Genomic DNA, 17,201 nt, shown 5'->3' with positions numbered 1-17,201 from the left:
ACTGCCATGAGGTATGCGGCGAGAAAGCTATTGACGCTGCTGGTCACCATGGTCGTTGTCTCCTTTCTGACGTTTGCGGCCTTTGATTTGATTTCCGGCGACCCGGCCACCGCCATGCTGGGAACGCAGGCCACGCCTGAGACTGTGGCGGCTCTGCGGGCGCAGCTTGGGCTGGACGCGCCCCTGCCGGTGCGGTACAGCCAGTGGCTTTTGGGCTTTTTCAACGGCGATTTGGGAATGTCTTTCCAATACCGCCTGCCGGTGCGGGAGCTGCTGGCCAGCAAGATCATGGTAACGCTGGGGCTGAGCCTTGTGAGCTTTGCGCTCATTACAGTTGTGTCGCTGCCGCTGGGGCTGCTGACCGCCAACGGCAGGCTGGACGGGCTCCATACGGCGGTGAACCAGTTCTGCATGGCGGTTCCCCCCTTCTTTACCGGCATTTTGATCTCGTGGGTGTTCGGCATTACGCTCCACACCTTTGTCCCCGGGGATTTTCCGGGGCTGCGGGAAAATTTTGGACGCTCCCTTGTTTACCTCTTTTTCGCGGCGGTCTCCATCGCCATCCCCCGGGTGGCTATGACGGTGCGGATGCTTCGCAGCACGGTCATTCATGAGATGAACAAGCCCTATGTCCGAACGGCCATCGCCCGGGGCAATGACCGGCGGCAGGTGCTCTGGGGCCATGTACTGAAAAATTCCATGGTCTCCACGGTGACGTTTTTAGGGCAGACCATGGCGGAGATCGTGGCGGGCAGCATCGTGGTGGAGCAGGTTTTTGCCATTCCGGGCTTGGGGCGGATGCTGGTGGCCTCCATTTCCAATCAGGATTACCCGGTGGTGGAGGCCATTGTGGTGATTCTGGCATTCTGGGTGGTGCTCTCCGGCACGCTGGCGGACCTCATCAACCGCTGCATCGACCCACGGATGGGAGGCGCTGCGGAATGAAAAAACGAAATCCCTATTTGACAGCGGGCCTGATATTGACAGGTGTCTTGACAGGTGTCATTATTCTTGGATTTTTCTGGACGCCCTATGACCCTAACGCCATGGCGGCGGGGCCGAAGCTGGCGGCGCCCTCTCTGGCGCACCTGATGGGAACGGACAGCTTTGGCCGGGATATTTTCAGCCGGGTGCTCAAGGGCGCCGGCACAACGTTCTGCATCGCGCTGGCCACCGTGGCCATCGGCAGCGTGTGCGGCGTGGCGCTGGGGGCTGTGACCGGCTATTTCGGCGGCCTTGCGGACGATATTCTTATGCGGCTGGGCGATGTGCTCACCGCCTTCCCCAGCATTTTGCTGGCGCTGGTGGTCATCAGCCTGTTAGGCCCCGGAAAAACGGAAAATGTTATCATTGCGCTGGGATTGGTGTTCATTCCCAGCTTTGCCCGCGTGACCCGTGGCGCTTACGCGGGGCTGCGGGATGTGAACTATGTGAAAAGCGCCCGGCTTATGGGGGCCTCCAGCGGGCGCATCCTCTGGCGGCATATCCTGCCCAATACGGCAAGCGTTCTGCTGCCGGCGCTGACCATCGGCTTTAATAACGCGGTTTTGGCGGAGGCGTCCATGAGCTACCTCTGCATCGGCGTGACCCCGCCGGATGCCTCCTTGGGCTATATGCTCTCCGAGGCGCAGGGAATGTTCCTCAGCGCCCCGTGGTACGCCATCGGCACCGGGCTGACCCTTGTGTGGATGGTATTCGGCGTGGGCCTCATCGGCGAGGGCCTGCAGCGCCGGAGAGGGGGCGGAGCATAATGCTGGAAATTCGCGATCTGCACGTAAGGTTCCACAACCGGGACCGGGAGGCGGTCAGCGGCGTGAGCCTGACCATTCGGAACGGAGAGATTCTGGGCCTTGTGGGAGAATCCGGCTCCGGCAAATCCGTCACTGCCATGAGCGTGGCGGGCCTTTTGCCCCGGAAGCAGTGCGACTATTCCGGGGAGATTCTGCTGGACGGACAGGAGCTGCTCCACGCTGACCGGGCCGCTCTGCGGAAAATTCAGGGCGCGGACATCGGCGTGGTGTTTCAGGAGCCGCAAAGCTGCATGGACCCGCTGATGCGAATCGGCGCACAGGTGGAGGAGGCACTGCGCCTGCATACGCAGCTCTCCCGTGCAGAGTGCCGGGAGGCGGCGCTGGCCGCCATGCGGGCGGCAGAGCTGCCGGACCCGGAGGGCGTGTATGAAAAATACCCCCACCAGCTCTCCGGCGGAATGCTTCAGCGGGCTATGATCGCGGCGGCCATTGTGAACCGCCCGAAGCTGCTGCTGCTGGACGAGCCGACAACGGCGCTGGATGTGACGATTCAAGCGCAGATATTGGAAATGCTGAAAAAGCTGAACCGGGAGAGCGGCATCTCCATGCTGTTTATCTCCCACAACCTCAATGTGGTCCGCAAGCTGTGCCGCCGCGTGGCGGTGATGCAGCGGGGCGTTCTGGTGGAAAATGGCGAGACCGAGCAGGTCTTCTACCATCCCCAGCACCCCTATACCAAGCGGCTCATTGAGGCCATCCCCACCCGGGAGCGAAAGGAGGAGCGGCCATGACCGAGGAGCTGGTGCTGTCCCTCCGCCATGTCACTGCCGGGTACCGGGAGGGCGGCGTATTGGGACGCAAGCGCTTTCACGAGGTGCTCCACGATGTATCCTTTGATGTGCACCGGGGAGAAATCTGCGGCCTTGTGGGAGAATCCGGCACGGGAAAATCCACGCTGGCCCGGACGATTCTGCAGATGGTGAAGCCGGAGCAGGGCGAGGTTATCCACTATACCAAGCGCCCGCAGATGATCTTTCAGGACCCCTACAGCTCCCTGAACCCGGCGTACCCGGTGGAATGGCTGCTGGAGGAGCCGCTGCGGATTTACGGAAAGTATGACGCCCAGGAGCGGCGCCGCCGGGTGCGGGAGATGCTGCGGCGCGTGGAGCTGCCGGAGGAGGTTTTATCCGCCCGGCCCTCGGAACTCTCCGGCGGCCAGCGGCAGCGGGTGTCCATCGCTATGGCGCTGATTCAGCGGCCCCGGTTCCTTATTGCCGATGAGCCGGTGTCCGCGCTGGATGTGACGATTCAATCGCAGATTCTCAAGCTGCTGAAAAATCTGCGGGACGAGCTGGATCTGAGCTATCTGTTTATCTCCCATGACCTGAATGTGGTCTATCAGTTATGCGACACGGTCCTTGTGATGAAGCAGGGCCGCATTGTGGAACGGGGCACGGTGGCGGAGATTTTCGACCATCCGCGAGAGACGTACACAAAGCAGCTTTTGGCGGCGGCAGAATGAAAAAAGTGGTGAATTTTTGGAACCGGCATAAAAAGCTGCATAGCTGGCTGGCGGCGGACGCGGCGCTTTTGGGACTGTACCTTGCGGCGCGGCATGACCGGGAGCTGATGAATGCCTTTGCAGACAGCGTGACCACGCCGCTGAAGGCGGCGCTGGGGCGGCTGTGCGCCCTGACGAATGCTTCGGTCATGGAGGCGCTCTATGCGCTGGCGGCTGTCGGCGCGCTGGCATATATTGTTTGGAGCATCGCGGCGATTTTTCGGGCCAGGGGACACAGAAAGGACCGGGCCTACAGCGCCGCGCTGGGCGCGGCGGACATCTGCCTGACGGTGTATGTGCTGTTCTGCCTGATGTGGGGCGTGAACTACTGGACGGACAGCTTTCAGGACCGCGCCGGCATCACGGCCCAGCCCGTAACGGAGACGGAGCTGGAGGCGGTGACACGGTATTTTGCCGAGCAGCTCACTGCCGCGGCGGACAGCGTGCCCCGGGATGAAAATGGACTGTACGCCGTACCGAAAGTGCAGATTTTAGAGGAAAGCACAGCGGTCTACGGCGGCGTGACAGAACTGTACCCCTTCTTGCGATTCCGGGATACCGGCGTCAAGGCGGTGCGGTGCTCCCGGCTCATGAGCATCATGGGCTTTACCGGGGTATATTTTTCCTGCATCGGGGAATCCAACGTGAATGTAGACAGCCCAGCCTGCCTGCTGCCCTCCACCATCGCCCATGAGCTGGCCCACCAGCGGGGCATCGCGTGGGAGCAGGAGTGCAATTTCTTAGGCGTGCTGGCCTCCGTCACCAGCGGACTGCCGGATTATGCCTACTCCGGCTGGCTGTTGGGCTTTATCCATCTGGGAAATGCCCTGTACGATACCGACCCGGCGGCCTATTGGGCCATCCGGGATACCCTGCCGGAAACGGTGGAGGCGGACCTGCGGGACAACAATGCCTACTGGGACCAGTTCCGGGACAACATAGTGGAAAAGGTGTCCGACACCGTGTATGACGCGGCGCTGAAATCCTACGGCGATGCCAACGGAATGCGCTCCTACAGCATGGTGGTGGAGCTGCTGGTGGCCTATTATCGGCATATAGTGTGAAAAAAGGACCTTTGCGGTTTTTACCGCAAAGGTCCTTTTGTTTGTGTTTCCGGTCAATCCGGCCGCTCGTTTTCCTTGGGCCATGGGTGCAGCGTGTAGGACTGCTCCGGCGTCATAGCGAAGTATTCCTCCGCTGCCGTGGCTCCCTGATCGCCCCATGTGGCATCAATATGGACGGTCTTCCCATCCAGCACGGCGACCGTCCAGATGTGAGTGGCGTTGGGGAGAGCATAGCAGTCGATGCCCTCTAACTTCAATAGAAGGTTATACGCGCCGGTGTAACCATCGCACACAGCCTTGCCGTTATGGAACACGCTGTAGGGCAGATGGCTGACGGAGGTATTGTCCCCGGCGTCATCGTAGACGCAGTTGGCGGCGATCCACTGATAGTAGGCCCACGCGGTCTCCCGCTGGGTAGAGGCGGCGGTGATGATGCCCTGCTCCCACAGCTGGTCATGCACGGCGATGGCGGCGGAGAGGGCCTCCGCCCGGTATTCCTCGGTTTTGTCCCCGGCGATGGAGCTGAACTTTACCGTCATGGTGCCGGCGGGCGAATAGGTGCAGGCGGCGTTGTTGTAGCCCTGCTCACAGTAGCGCTTTACCGCAAGCAGTGCGGCGTTCAGCGTTTCCTGTGCCGCCGGGATGGTAAAGCCGGCGGGATTTTGGACAGTCAGCGTATGCTCCCCCTGTGCGAGCATATAGCGGATGTCCGAATCGTAGTCCGCCGCCGTGGCCGGGGCGGCAATGTATTCCCCAATCGTCACGAAATCCTCGTAGGCCGCGCCCTCGGCACTGAAAAGGTCAGTGAGATTCCAGTCCGGCGTCAGCCGCAGGGTCGGGTCCACGATTCGGGTCAGCATGGCCGCCGCCGCGCCTCGGGTAATGGGAGCGTTGGGGAAAAACGAGCCGGCGGTGTCGCTGCCGATGCTGACGCCGCAGCGGTAGAGCTTTAAAATGTCCTGATAGTAGGGCGTGTATTCCGTGACGTCCGTAATTCGGCGGCGGCTGGCATAGCCCTGTGTGACAAGGGAATCGTTGATGAGGGGCAGTGCCTCCTCCGGCAGAAGATTTGCCAGCACATGGGCCATCTGCGCCCGGGTGGCAGGCTGGGTCAGGCAGTCATCCAGCGCCTTATCCAATACGCCCTCGGATTGGAGATACCAGAGATAGGGGGCATAGACCCGCCAGGCGTCCTTCTGGCTGACAGCCGCCGCAGCAAAGGCGGCGGGACCTGCCTCCGGGTCTCCGGTGCGGTAAAGGCTGCGGATACGTCCGGCAAAAATAACGGTCTGCCCCACGGTCATGGGGGCGGTGAGGCCGAAGGTCCCGTCGGCCTGTCCCACGGAGAGGCCGTATTCGTACAGAGCGGCTACATTTTTATAAAAGGTGTGGTCCTCCGGCAGATCGGAGAACTGGCCGGTGTAGGTCTTGGAGCGGACAAGGTTTTCCGTGCCGCTTTCCGCCGCCAGTGCGGGGACGGACAGCATGGACAGCGCCAGAAGACAGGAGAGAATGCGTTTTTTCAAGAGCTTGCTCCTTTCCGGAGGTCAGGACGGGAGATTCAGGTCCTCCGCAGTCCGGTCCTCCACATAGGGATTGAGGTAGGTGTTCACCACCGTCAGGGTCTCGGTGGGGTCCAGATAAATGTAGGGAGAGTGCCATTCATTCGGCAGTGTGGAGAAGTCGATTTTGTCCACACCCATTTTCAGCACCTCCGTTCCCAGCCAGACGAGGTTTCCCAGCGTCAGGTCGGTTTCCACGTACTGATTAAAAATGCGGGCGTAATCGTCGATTTTTGTGGCGATGTTCCCGGCGGTGAACATCTTTTTTGCCACGGCCTTCAAAAAATTTTGCTGGGTGGACATACGGCCCAGATCCTCGCTGCCGTAGCCGGTACCGTCGTTATTGTGGCGGAAGCGGACCACCCGCAGGGCGTCCGCGCCGTTGAGGTGCTGCATTCCCTTCTGGAAGTGGATGCTGAGGTTCTGGATAGGGTCATCGTAGTTCATGTTGATGGGGACCTCAAAATCAATGCCGCCGATAGCGTCCACCAGCGCGGTGAAGCCCTTCAGGTCCACGCAGACGGTGTGATCCACGGGAACCCCCAGCTGCTCGGAGACCGTGTCCGCCAGCAGGGAGATTCCGCCCTTATTGTAGGCGTAGTTGATTTTGTGGGCCTTACCGTCAATGATGGCCTTGGAATCCCGGGGGATGCTGACGCCGTAAACATAGCCGTTCACCGTGTCCACAGCCACTAAAATGTTCGTGTCGCTGCCGCCGTTTCCGTCATCCACGCCGGAGACAAGGATGGTATAAAAGCCGCCCTTGCGCTCCAGATGGGAGCGCAGCGCCTCCTGCGCGGCCTGCTCCTCATCGGAAGGGCTGTTTTCCTCCTCTGCGGGCTGAGAGGCGGGCAACTCCGCCGCCTTCTGCTCCGGGGCCTTCAGGAAAAAGGCCTTTACCACCACGCAGGCGGTGAGAATCACCAGAATAACGGTGAGAAAAATATGCAGGCCATGGGACTGCCGGCGGCGGGCTGCTCTGGACATAAAAAATGACGCTCCTTTGTACGCGGCGGATGGCCGCAGTTCTTTTACTCGATAAGGAAGAACCGGCAGCGGACAGCACCGGCCGATTTACATAACACATCACCCATTCTATAAGGCCGGAGAGAAAATTACAAGGGGTTTCGACAAATTTCAAATCTGTTCACAAATTTGCGGTCCGCTCCGGGCCCACAAAAAAGAGGCCCGACAGGGCCTCTCCTGCTTCAGCGGTCGACGCGCCGCTCCAACAGTGTGCGGATGTCCTCCAGCAGCCGGGTCTGGCGGGCCAGCTCGCAGTCGATGCGGCACAGCGCCGCGGACAGCGTTTCCTCCGGTTGGGTGTCCGCCTCCGCAATGGGGTGGGGCCAGCGGCGCATCACCGGCTCCGCCGCTGTTTCCGCCACGGGCAGCGGCGGCACGGCAGGCTCCTGCGGCGGATTTGGCCGGCAGCAGTTGTTGTTGCGTACAGCCATGAACGTCTCCCCTTTCCGCGCTACGCGCCCCGGTATTTTTTCCGGGTGGCGATGCCGCCCCGGATATGGCGCTGGGCCTTGTTGACGTCCAGCACCTCCTTGACCTGAAGATACAGCGTGCGGTTGAACTGCGGCAGCCGCTCGGAGATGTCCTTATGTACCGTGGATTTGCTGATTCCGAATTTGGCAGCGGCGGCGCGGACCGTGGTCCGGTTTTCTATGATGTAAAGGGCAAGGCGCTCGGCCCGCTCCTCCATGTTTCCCTTCAAAGCACAACACTCCCCGCCTTTTGTTGGTTCATCCTATGCGGGGAGGCGGGGGCTTATGCGCCGGGGGACCTTGAGCGGGCGAAAAAAGCGCCGGGGCTGCCGACAGGCAGTCCCGGCGCAGTGCGGGTATGGTTCAGGTCTTATAACAGCCGCCGCCCACGAACTCCCGCAGCAGCGAGGTCTTGGGAACGTTGTCCGCCGGCAGGGGCAGGAAGTAGTTCAGGAATTTCAAAAGCCGCTTGGCCTCCAGATATTCCGGGCAGTCATGGGGCACGCCGAACAGCAGCGGCTCCACATAGGGCTTCAGCAGGGCTGTTTCGTAGATCAGAGCGGAGTTGAACACGGTGTCGGCGCTGTCCTGATAGGGGAAGATGTTTTCCTCCTCGCCCCGGCGGACGGAGGGCCACATTTTAATGGTGGCCCGGGCACCGTAGCCCCGGGTGCGGGCATCCCGCTCAATACGGCGCAGCAGACGGGCGTCTGTGGTGGGGATGCGGTTGTGGTCATCCACATTCAGGGTGGTCAGGCAGCTGATGTAGATGCGGTACTTGCTCTCCTTGGGCAGCGCCTTGGAAAATTCATCGTTCAGGCAGTGGATGCCCTCAATGACCAGCACATCGTTCTCCCCCAGCGTCAGTGTCTCACCGTTGTACTCCCGGACACCCTTGATGAAGTTATAGGTGGGCATCTCCACGGTCTCGCCGTTCAAAAGGCGGTTCATATCCCGGTTGAAGCCTTCCACGTCCATGGCGCCCAGACACTCAAAATCGTATTCGCCCCGCTCGTCCCGGGGGGTGTCCGCACGGTTGCGGAAATAGTTATCCGTGGCGATGGCGTGGGGCCGCAGACCGCAGGCGATGAGCTGGGTGGAAAGACGATGGGAGAACGTGGTCTTGCCGGAGGAGGACGGGCCCGCGATCATCACGAAGCGAACGCCCTTCCGGGCGGCGATCTCGTGGGCGATGTCGCCGATCTGCTTTTCCATCATGGCCTCGTGGGAGAGAATCATCTGTGTGGCCTGCCCCCGGGAGATGACATCGTTCATCTCCCCTACATCGGAGATGTGGAGTACTGCGGAGAGGTCCTCAGCCTCGTGCATGGCCTGAAAGACCTTCATGGGGGGCTTGAAGTCCCCTAACTTTTCCGGGTCTGCCTGATCCGGCAGACGGAGAATGAAGCCATCGGCAAAGGACTCCAGTGCGAACCATTTGAGATAGCCGGTGTCCGGCACCATATAGCCGTAGAAATAATCCGTAAAACCGTCCAGCGTGTAGACGTTTACATGGGAGTTGATGCGGTAGCTCAGAAGACGGGCCTTGTCCTCAAGGCCGCAGGCGCGGAACATGGCTACGGCATCGTCAATGTTGACGGAGCGCTTTTCAATGGGCAGCGCCTGGGCGGCGAGCTCCCGCATCCGGGCCTCTACCCTTTCCAGCAGAGCCTTATCCGGCGTGAACTGCCCTTTGGCGCGGCAGAACAGAGCGTTGCTCAGGGAAAACTCCACGGTGATTCGCTCCGCATTTTCCCGGCCTACCGTATCATAAAAGGCTTTCAGCATCAGCAAGATGGCGCTGCGCTCATAGGTCTGGCGTCCGGGCTTGTCGGCGGCGGTGATGAAGGACAGTGTGCAGTCCCGGTCCAGTACTTTGTGCAGCTCCCGGAGCTTGCCGTCCCGGTTTACCAGCAGAATATCGTGGGGAATCTCAGCCTGATGGTCGGCAGCAATGACGCGAAACGGCGTCCCGGCGGGGTATTGGCGAGTGCTTCCGTTTACGGTGACGTTCAGCATAGTCTGTTCCATAGTGGGTCTCCTTCCAATATCAGATGGCGGATTTGATGACTTTATTATAAAGGCGTGGACCGGGCGGTTCAATGGTTAAAATGTAAACATCTGTCTGAGCCGTTAAAAAAGCGGCCGGGGGAGCATTTTGGCGAAATAACCGTTGGCGATTTGAAAAAAGCGTGATACAATAGCCGCAGAATGAAAAAAGCGCCCGGCGAAGCACCGGAGCATTTGAGAAAGGGAGCAACGAGCATGAACGAGACACTGAAGATTTTAAAGGAGCGCCGCAGCATCCGCAGCTTTCGCCCGGAGCCTGTCCGGGAGGAGGACCTGAACGCCATTTTGGAGGCGGGCATTTACGCACCCTCCGCGAAAAATCTCCAGAGCACCAAGCTGGTAGTGGTGCAGGACCGTGAGACGCTGGCACTGCTGGAGCGGGTGAACGCGGAGCTGTTCGGCGATGCCGACGGACATCCCTTTTACGGCGCGCCGATGGCGGTGGTGGTGCTGTCCGACAGCACATACCCCTGCTGGCTTCAGGATGGCGCCCTTGTCATTGGGAACCTGATGAACGCGGCGGCGGCGCTGGGCGTGGGCTCCTGCTGGATCAACCGGGCCATCGAGACCTTTGAACGGCCCGAGGGCAAGGCGCTGCTGAAGAAGTGGGGCCTTGGCGAGACGTGGAAGGGTGTCGGCAACTGCATCTTGGGCTATACCGATGCGCCGGTTCTGGGTGACAAGCCCCGCAAGGAGGGGCGTATCCTTCGCGTGTAAGGAGGACGGGATATGGACGAGAATATTCGCAAGGTGACCCATGTGCAGAACATCCGCTATGATAAGGCGGCGGAGCGGCTGTACATCATTGACCAGACGCTTCTTCCCAACGAGGAGCGGGAGATCGAGCTGCGGACGCCGGAGGAGATGGTAGAGGCCATCAAAAAGCTCCGCATCCGTGGCGCACCGGCTATCGGCATCTGCGCGGGGTACTGCCTGTACCGGCTGGCCCGGGATATCGACGCAAAGGATACCGAGGTATTTTTGAGGAAGCTCAGCGTGGACGCAGAGCTTCTGGGCGCGGCGCGGCCCACGGCGGTGAATCTCCGCTGGGCGCTGGGCGAAATGATGAAAACGGCGCAGGCCCACCGGAGCGAGGACCGGGAGGCGCTGCTGAACGCGCTGTACCAGCGGGCCGTGGCAATTCACGAGGACGATATTGCCAAGTGCAGGGCCATTTCCGAGTATGGACTGAGTTTGCTCCACGAGGGAGACGGTGTTTTGACCCACTGCAATGCCGGGCCGCTGGCTACCTCCCGATACGGCACGGCACAGGGGCCGTTCTTTTTAGCGGCGGAGCGTGGCATGAGGGTGAAGGTATTCGCCGACGAGACCCGTCCGCTTTTGCAGGGCGCCCGGCTCACCAGCTATGAATTGCAGCGGGCAGGGGTGGATGTGACCCTTATCTGCGACAACATGGCCTCTATGGTGATGAAAAACGGCTGGGTGCAGGCCTGCTTCGTGGGCTGTGACCGCATTGCCGCCAACGGCGACTTTGCCAACAAGATCGGCACCAGCGGCGTAGCCATTCTGGCGAAGTATTATGGCATCCCGGTTTACACGCTGGGGCCCACCTCTACCATTGACATGAGCTGCCCGGATGGGGCGCATATCCCCATTGAGTTGCGGGACGGTGATGAGATCAAAAGTCTCTGGTACGAAAAGCCCATGGCTCTGCCGGAGGTCAAGTGCTTCAATCCCTCCTTTGATGTGACGGACCACAGCCTGCTCACCGGTATCGTGACGGAAAAGGGCATCTGCTATCCGCCCTTTACCGAGAGTCTGGCGGCACTTTTTAAAACGAAGTAATTCAATAGGAAATTTATACAAATAGGAATACGGCGGTGCGCTTTGCGCCGCAGCGGAGAAACAGGAAAGGCAACGCATGATGTATCGTACTGTTATTTTTGATTTGGACGGTACGCTGCTGGACACCATCAGTGATCTGGCGGCTGCCGCCAATTATGTCTGCCGGGAAAATGACTGGCCGGAATATACCGTGGCGGAAGTGGAGTCCATGGTGGGAAACGGGATTCCGAAGCTGGTCGAGCGGTTTTCACCGGAAAACGCCCGCAGTCCCCTGATGCTGGCGAATACGCTGCATCAGTTCAACCGCTATTACGGCGCACACAACATGGAGAGCACAAACCCCTACCCCGGCATCCCGGAGCTGCTGCGGGAGCTGCATGACCGGGGGCTTCAGATGGCGGTGTGCTCCAACAAGGCGGACGAGTTCAGCCGGGTCATCGTGGAGCACTACTTCCCCGGAATATTCCGGTTGGTCCGGGGAAATATCCCGGGAACGCCGGTGAAGCCGGACCCCGGCGTGGCAAAGGGCATTATGGAAAGGCTGGGGGCAGAGCCCGGCGAGACCCTGATGGTAGGCGACAGCGATGTGGACATCCACACCGGGCACAACGCCGGACTGCGGGCCTGCGGCGTGACGTGGGGCTTCCGCAGCCGGGAAAATTTAGTGGACGCCGGGGCGGATGTGCTGGCGGACACAACGGCGGAGCTGAAGGCGGTTATCTTGGGCTGAGGTTCCGAACTGCAAATTCGTATAGGGCGGCGCTCTCTGCAAGCGCCGCCCTGATTTTATTTTACGGGCCGACGGATCTCGACAGGAGCCGACCGGGTATCTCCTATAAAATGGAAGCGTGGAAATGGGCGGCACGGCGCCGCCGCCCATGCGCGGAAAATCAGGAAAAGCCGCTCTGAAATTGCGGAGCGGCTATCGTTGAGGTGATAGCCGGTTATAGAAAATAAACAGTAACAGTTTGTTCACAAATTGTGCTATACTCACAATAGAGGAGAGAGGAATCCGAACCTGTTTGTGCTAAGAGACAACTGGAAACCAAGACGTAGCAACAAAATCGTGAAAGAACAAGAAGGAGGAACCCACATGGGCAATACTCTAAACAGCAAAAAAGCCAATGGTCTTGCGCTGATCCCGTTCCTGATCTTTATCGTTGTTTACATGGGCGCCGGCCTCATCTATCAGGCGCAGGGCGTTGAAATGGCATTCTATCAGTTCCCCTCTGTTACGGCAATGTTCCTTGCTGTTCTGGTGGCATTCATCATGTTCAAGGGCAGCATCAATGAAAAGTTTGATACGTTCGCCAAGGGAGCCGCCAACGTGGATGTGCTCACCATGCTGATCATTTACATCCTCGCTGGCGCATTCGCTACCGTGGCAGCCTCCATGGGCGGCCGCGACGCCACCGTGAACATGGGCCTGAGCCTCGTTCCCGTCCAGTTCCTGGCCGCCGGCCTGTTTATCATCGGCGCGTTCATGGGTACGGCAACCGGCACCTCCATGGGTACCATCTCCGCCATCACTCCCATCGCTGTGGGCGTTGCGGAAAAGGGCGGATTGAACCTGCTGGTGGTTCTGGGCGCCGTGATCGGCGGCGCAATGTTCGGCGATAACCTCTCCATGATCTCCGATACTACCATCGCCGCTACCCGCAGCCAGCACTGCGAGATGCGCGATAAGTTCCGCGTGAATTTCATGATTGCACTGCCTGCAGCCATTCTTACCATCGTAGTTCTGCTGCTGGTGGGTCGTCCCGAGACCGTGACCGCTGTGGGCGACCTGTCCTACAGCTTCATCAAGGTCATTCCCTATCTGCTGGTTCTCATTCTGGCTCTGGTGGGCATGAACGTGTTTCTGGTGCTGACCATCGGCATCTTCGCTGCCGGTATCGTGGGTATTGCCACCGGCTCCATGGATCTGGCCGGTTTTGCTCAGGCGATCTACAACGGCTTCTGCGGCATGAACGAGGTCTTCTTCCTGACCCTGCTGTGCGGCGGCCTTTCCGAGCTGATTACCAAGAATGGCGGCATTGAGTGGATCATCCAGAAGCTGCACAATGTTATGAAGGGCAACAAGTCCGCTCAGGTGGGCATTGCCGCTATGGTCTCCCTCTGCGACTGCGCTACTGCGAATAACACCGTGGCTATCATCGTGGCTGGCGACATGGCCCGTCAGGTCTCTCATGAGTACAAGGTGGACCCCCGCCGCACGGCTTCCCTGCTGGATGTGTTCTCCTGTGTGTTCCAAGGTATTATCCCCTACGGCGCACAGCTTCTGACCGCTGCCGCTCTGTGCAATGCCACTGTGACCAACGGTTCCGTTATCAGCGGCGCCAACATCCTTGGCTCTCTGTGGTATTGCTGGTTCCTGGCTGCCTTTGGCCTCCTGTCCATCTTTATCCCCTTTGCCGATGGCGTCTGCCGCAAGGACCCCTGGAACTGGGAGTATGACTGCGCTGAGTCCAACGTGGCTGCCAAGAAGGCCCTTATGGAAAAGGAAGCCGCTGAGGCCAACCAGTAAAAAAAGCAGTAAAGTCTGTAAAGGCTATTCTCTCCCCCGATTATACTCCGACTCTCCTACTCTCAAAAGCGCGGTACCGGCCAAATGGCCGGTACCGCGCTTTTTTAAGGCCGTATTGCAGCGGCCATCTTTTTCATTATAAAAAATGTTGGATGCGTCAGCCCTTTTCGGCGGAAAGCTGTTCGTGGACTTGTGAGGTATAGGCGATAGAGCGCTGAATTGATGCCTCCAGCAGATGAACAAACTCCTCAGCGTGGGAAGAGAGCTTTGCGTTTTTCAGGGCAATCCAGCCCAACCGGACCGGATCCTTGGCCTCCAGCGGAATCGTCACTACACCGGCAGGTGACAGGTCCTTGACCAGAAGGCCGCTGCCGGTACTGAAGGCGTCCGTATTGGCGAGGACGTTCATGGCGGTGGAGCGGTTGTTGACAATGATGCACTTGGAGGGCTTCCGCATGGAGACCATTTGGCACTCCTCAGCGAAATCCACGGCAACGCCCTGTGCCTGCTCAAAGGAGCTGTAGGGGTATCCGTCCAAATCCTCCTCCGTAATGTGCTCCAGCTTGGTGAGAGGATGTCCCTTCCGCACAAAGACGCAGGGCGGAACGGCTGCCAGCTCATGAAAGGTCAGCTCCCGGGCGTCCAGCAGGCGGCAGATAATCTTTTCTGTCAGCTTTGTGAGGAAAATCACGCCGAGGTCCGCCCGGTGGTCATATACATCGTCGATGACGCCATCCATGCCGGTTTCCTTGATGGTAAACTGATAGCGGTTATCCTGCGCCCGGCGGAGCATTTCCAAAAAGGCGTCCTCCGTAAAGGGATAGCGCTGGGTGGATACGCTGAAATGCACCGGCGCTGCCGTGGTGCGGGCCTCGCCGTACAGCCGCTCAATTCGCTGTTTCTGCTCCAGGAGCGACACGGCATAGCCTAAAAATTCCTTGCCCGCCGGCGTAAACTCCACACCCCGGTTGCTGCGGACGAAAAAGCGGATGCCAAGCTCCTCTTCCAGCTCCCGGACAGCTGTGGAAATGCCGGACTGAGAAAGGAACAGTTTGTGGGCGGCCTTATTGATAGAGCCACACTTGGAGATCTCGACCACATAAGTCAACTGCTGGAATGTCATGGACTCCCTCCCCTCCAAAAATCAAAGAAAACGGTTCCCAACGGAAAATCCATGCTCAAGAGACAAACGGCACGAAAAAGTCCGCCTGCGCTGGAAACCTTTTCCAATTTACTTAATGTTATTATAGGAACCGTATTTTGAAAAGTCAATCCATTATTAAAAAAACTGTGAATGGATTGCGAAAAAGAGTTACTAACACCTTTTGCCAGACTGTGGTACTCTAATAGTAGAAAGCAACAAAAGCACCGAGCGGGTCACCGATGAATTACGGCATTGTACACATAGAAAACCCGCATGTACATCTCTCCTCATTCTCTGGCCTCTCTCTCCGCCGGAAGGCAGCGGTCCCCGCTTCGGTAAAGGGAAAAACGATAACAATAATTGCCGGCATTGCCGGCCGAGAAAAGAAAGGATGGCATATTTATGGATTGCAAAAACATGGGCTTTGCTACTCGTCAGATTCACGCCGGTAAGCACGATAACGGTGTCGGCGCGCTGTGCACCCCGATCTATCAGACCTCTACCTTCGAGTTTGATACCGTGCAGCAGGGCGGTGCCCGCTTTGCCGGTCAGGAAGAGGGCTACATCTACTCTCGTCTGGCCAACCCCTCTTTGACTCAGGTCGAGGAGAAGCTGGCGGCTCTGGAGGGCGGCGAGGCTGCTCTGGCTACCGCTTCCGGCATGGGCGCTATCTCCTCCGCTCTGTGGAGCTCCGTTGAGGGCGGCGACGAGATCGTTGCCAGCGATACCCTGTACGGCTGCACCTTCGCTCTGCTGAACCATGGCATGACCAAGTTCGGCGTCAGCGTGAAGTTCGTTGACTTCGCCGATCTCGCTGCCGTGAAAGCCGCTCTGACCGAGAAGACCAAGGTTGTCTATTTGGAGACCCCCTGCAACCCCACTCTGAAGGTGGTTGACATCGCTGAGGTCGCCAAGATCGCTCACGAGTACAACAAGAACATCCGCGTTATCGTGGATAACACCTTCTGCTCTCCTTACATCCAGCAGCCCCTGTCCTTGGGTGCCGATGTGGTTGTCCACAGCGCTACCAAGTACATCAACGGCCACGGCGACGTGATTGCGGGCTTCGTGATTTCTGACGCTGAGTTCATCGGCAAGTGCCGTATGTTCGGCCTGAAGGATATGACCGGCGCCGTTATGAGCCCGTTCAACGCTTTCCTGATTGCCCGCGGCCTCAAGACGCTGGACATCCGTATGGAGCGCCACAGCGCCAACGCTATGAAGGTTGCTCGGTTCCTGCACGATCATCCCGCCATCGATAAGGTCTATTATCCCGGTCTGGAGGACTTCGAGGGCCACGAGATCGCCAAGAAGCAGATGAAGCTGTACGGCGGCATGATGTCCATTGAGCTGAAGGCCGACCGTGACGCCGTTGCCAACGCTCTGAACAAGCTGCAGCTGTGCACCATCGCCGTGTCTCTGGGCGATGCCGAGACGCTGGTCGAGCACGCTGCTTCCATGACCCACTCCACCTACACTCCCGAGGAGCTGAAGGCTTCCGGCATTTCCGAGGGTCTGGTCCGTATCTCCATCGGTCTGGAGGACCCCGAGGATATCATCGCCGACCTGAAGTCTGTTCTGGATACGCTGGTCTGATCTGTTCTATAAAATCCGCCGCTCCTCGTGGGAGGGGCGGATTTTTCCAAACGCCTGTTGAAAAGCGCAGCGCGAAATGCTATACTTGATATATGGATGCGTCCCCGCCCCCTGTCCTTTGCGGAGCGGGAGATGCATTTTCAGCAAGGCTGATTCCATTATAATATGAAAGGAAGTATCTCATTATGAATTACACAAGCACTCCTGATGCACCCGCCGCAATCGGCCCCTATTCTCAGGCTATCTCCGCCAACGGTTTCCTGTTCGCCTCCGGCCAGGTCGCGCTGATGCCCGGCACCGGCGAGGTTGTCGGTACCACCATTGAGGAGCAGGCCGAGCGCTGCTGCCAGAGCATCAAGGCAATTCTGGCCGCCAACGGCCTCGGCTTCGAGGACGTCATCAAGACCACCTGCTTCCTCGCCGATATGGGCGATTTCGCCGCGTTCAACGCTGTGTACGGCAAGTATTTCACCGGCAAGCCCGCCCGTTCCTGCGTTGCCGTGAAGGAGCTGCCCAAGAAGCTGCTTTGCGAGGTCGAGATCATCGCTGTCTGCAAGAAGTAAAAAAACGGCCCTGCCGTTAAACTCCCCGTCGCGCTTTGCGCGGCGGGGAGTTTTTTGCGTC

General features: G+C 59.0%; 17 protein-coding genes. 11 read left to right on the top strand and 6 right to left on the bottom strand.

Going from position 1 to position 17,201, the window contains the following annotated elements; translation table 11 throughout:
* Positions 1-6: 6 nt before the first annotated feature.
* The 5 genes from PY311_RS01585 to PY311_RS01565 are packed head-to-tail and all read left to right on the top strand — an operon-like array spanning position 7 to position 4,376.
* Positions 7-945 (top strand): ABC transporter permease, encoded by a 939-nt coding sequence (locus PY311_RS01585; RefSeq protein ID WP_286146918.1) that lies wholly within the window; start codon positions 7-9, stop codon positions 943-945.
* A complete protein-coding gene (locus PY311_RS01580) occupies positions 942-1,751 on the top strand; it encodes an ABC transporter permease (protein ID WP_286146917.1) in 810 nt (269 codons plus the stop codon). Before PY311_RS01585 ends, PY311_RS01580 begins: the two co-directional genes overlap by 4 nt.
* Complete coding sequence (locus PY311_RS01575; RefSeq protein ID WP_286146916.1) at positions 1,751-2,542, top strand: ATP-binding cassette domain-containing protein; 792 nt, start codon at positions 1,751-1,753, stop codon at positions 2,540-2,542. The genes PY311_RS01580 and PY311_RS01575 overlap by 1 nt, the downstream gene beginning before the upstream one ends.
* Positions 2,539-3,273, top strand: coding sequence for an ABC transporter ATP-binding protein (locus tag PY311_RS01570; RefSeq protein WP_286146915.1), 735 nt, complete (start codon positions 2,539-2,541; stop codon positions 3,271-3,273). Before PY311_RS01575 ends, PY311_RS01570 begins: the two co-directional genes overlap by 4 nt.
* Positions 3,270-4,376 carry a DUF3810 domain-containing protein gene (locus PY311_RS01565; protein ID WP_286146914.1) on the top strand — a complete coding sequence of 369 codons (1,107 nt, stop codon included), beginning with the start codon at positions 3,270-3,272 and terminating at the stop codon, positions 4,374-4,376. Before PY311_RS01570 ends, PY311_RS01565 begins: the two co-directional genes overlap by 4 nt.
* A gap of 53 nt (positions 4,377-4,429) precedes the next feature.
* On the opposite strand, the gene PY311_RS01560 is transcribed toward PY311_RS01565, so the two are convergent.
* From PY311_RS01560 to PY311_RS01540, 5 genes are all read right to left on the bottom strand, one after another.
* Positions 4,430-5,902, bottom strand: a complete 1,473-nt coding sequence (locus tag PY311_RS01560) for an S-layer homology domain-containing protein (protein ID WP_286146913.1) — start codon at positions 5,900-5,902, stop codon at positions 4,430-4,432.
* Between the two features lie 21 nt (positions 5,903-5,923).
* Complete coding sequence (locus PY311_RS01555) at positions 5,924-6,925, bottom strand: LCP family protein (protein WP_286146912.1); 1,002 nt, start codon at positions 6,923-6,925, stop codon at positions 5,924-5,926.
* Between the two features lie 221 nt (positions 6,926-7,146).
* The gene (locus tag PY311_RS01550; protein WP_286146911.1) at positions 7,147-7,395 is read right to left on the bottom strand and encodes a hypothetical protein; all 249 of its coding nucleotides are present in this window, start codon (positions 7,393-7,395) and stop codon (positions 7,147-7,149) included.
* A gap of 20 nt (positions 7,396-7,415) precedes the next feature.
* Positions 7,416-7,664: a sporulation transcriptional regulator SpoIIID gene (locus tag PY311_RS01545; RefSeq protein WP_286146910.1), complete on the bottom strand. Its 249-nt coding sequence runs from the start codon at positions 7,662-7,664 to the stop codon at positions 7,416-7,418.
* A 133-nt stretch (positions 7,665-7,797) separates the two neighbouring features.
* Positions 7,798-9,465, bottom strand: coding sequence for a nucleoside kinase (locus PY311_RS01540; RefSeq protein ID WP_350309691.1), 1,668 nt, complete (start codon positions 9,463-9,465; stop codon positions 7,798-7,800).
* 234 nt (positions 9,466-9,699) lie between these two features.
* Between PY311_RS01540 and PY311_RS01535 the strand changes: the two genes are divergently transcribed.
* From PY311_RS01535 to PY311_RS01520, 4 genes are all read left to right on the top strand, one after another.
* Positions 9,700-10,221, top strand: a complete 522-nt coding sequence (locus tag PY311_RS01535) for a nitroreductase family protein (RefSeq protein ID WP_286146909.1) — start codon at positions 9,700-9,702, stop codon at positions 10,219-10,221.
* Between the two features lie 12 nt (positions 10,222-10,233).
* Positions 10,234-11,310, top strand: coding sequence for an S-methyl-5-thioribose-1-phosphate isomerase (gene mtnA / locus PY311_RS01530; protein WP_286146908.1), 1,077 nt, complete (start codon positions 10,234-10,236; stop codon positions 11,308-11,310).
* 76 nt (positions 11,311-11,386) lie between these two features.
* The gene (locus PY311_RS01525; RefSeq protein WP_350309690.1) at positions 11,387-12,040 is read left to right on the top strand and encodes an HAD family hydrolase; all 654 of its coding nucleotides are present in this window, start codon (positions 11,387-11,389) and stop codon (positions 12,038-12,040) included.
* Positions 12,041-12,376: 336 nt separating this feature from the next.
* Positions 12,377-13,837 carry a Na+/H+ antiporter NhaC family protein gene (locus PY311_RS01520; RefSeq protein ID WP_286146907.1) on the top strand — a complete coding sequence of 487 codons (1,461 nt, stop codon included), beginning with the start codon at positions 12,377-12,379 and terminating at the stop codon, positions 13,835-13,837.
* 157 nt (positions 13,838-13,994) lie between these two features.
* On the opposite strand, the gene PY311_RS01515 is transcribed toward PY311_RS01520, so the two are convergent.
* Positions 13,995-14,960 (bottom strand): LysR family transcriptional regulator, encoded by a 966-nt coding sequence (locus tag PY311_RS01515; protein ID WP_286146906.1) that lies wholly within the window; start codon positions 14,958-14,960, stop codon positions 13,995-13,997.
* Between the two features lie 423 nt (positions 14,961-15,383).
* On the opposite strand from PY311_RS01515, the gene megL reads away from it, so the two are divergent.
* Together megL and PY311_RS01505 are read left to right on the top strand one after the other, a co-directional pair.
* Positions 15,384-16,577 (top strand): methionine gamma-lyase, encoded by a 1,194-nt coding sequence (megL, locus tag PY311_RS01510; RefSeq protein WP_286146905.1) that lies wholly within the window; start codon positions 15,384-15,386, stop codon positions 16,575-16,577.
* Positions 16,578-16,762: 185 nt separating this feature from the next.
* Positions 16,763-17,140, top strand: a complete 378-nt coding sequence (locus tag PY311_RS01505; protein ID WP_286146904.1) for a RidA family protein — start codon at positions 16,763-16,765, stop codon at positions 17,138-17,140.
* Positions 17,141-17,201: the final 61 nt, after the last annotated feature.

Origin of the sequence: Neopoerus faecalis (assembly GCF_029218125.1) — a bacterium.
Taxonomy (GTDB): Bacteria; Bacillota; Clostridia; order Oscillospirales; family Oscillospiraceae; genus Oscillibacter; species Oscillibacter faecalis_A.
This window is presented reverse-complemented; position numbering and strand designations above follow the sequence as displayed.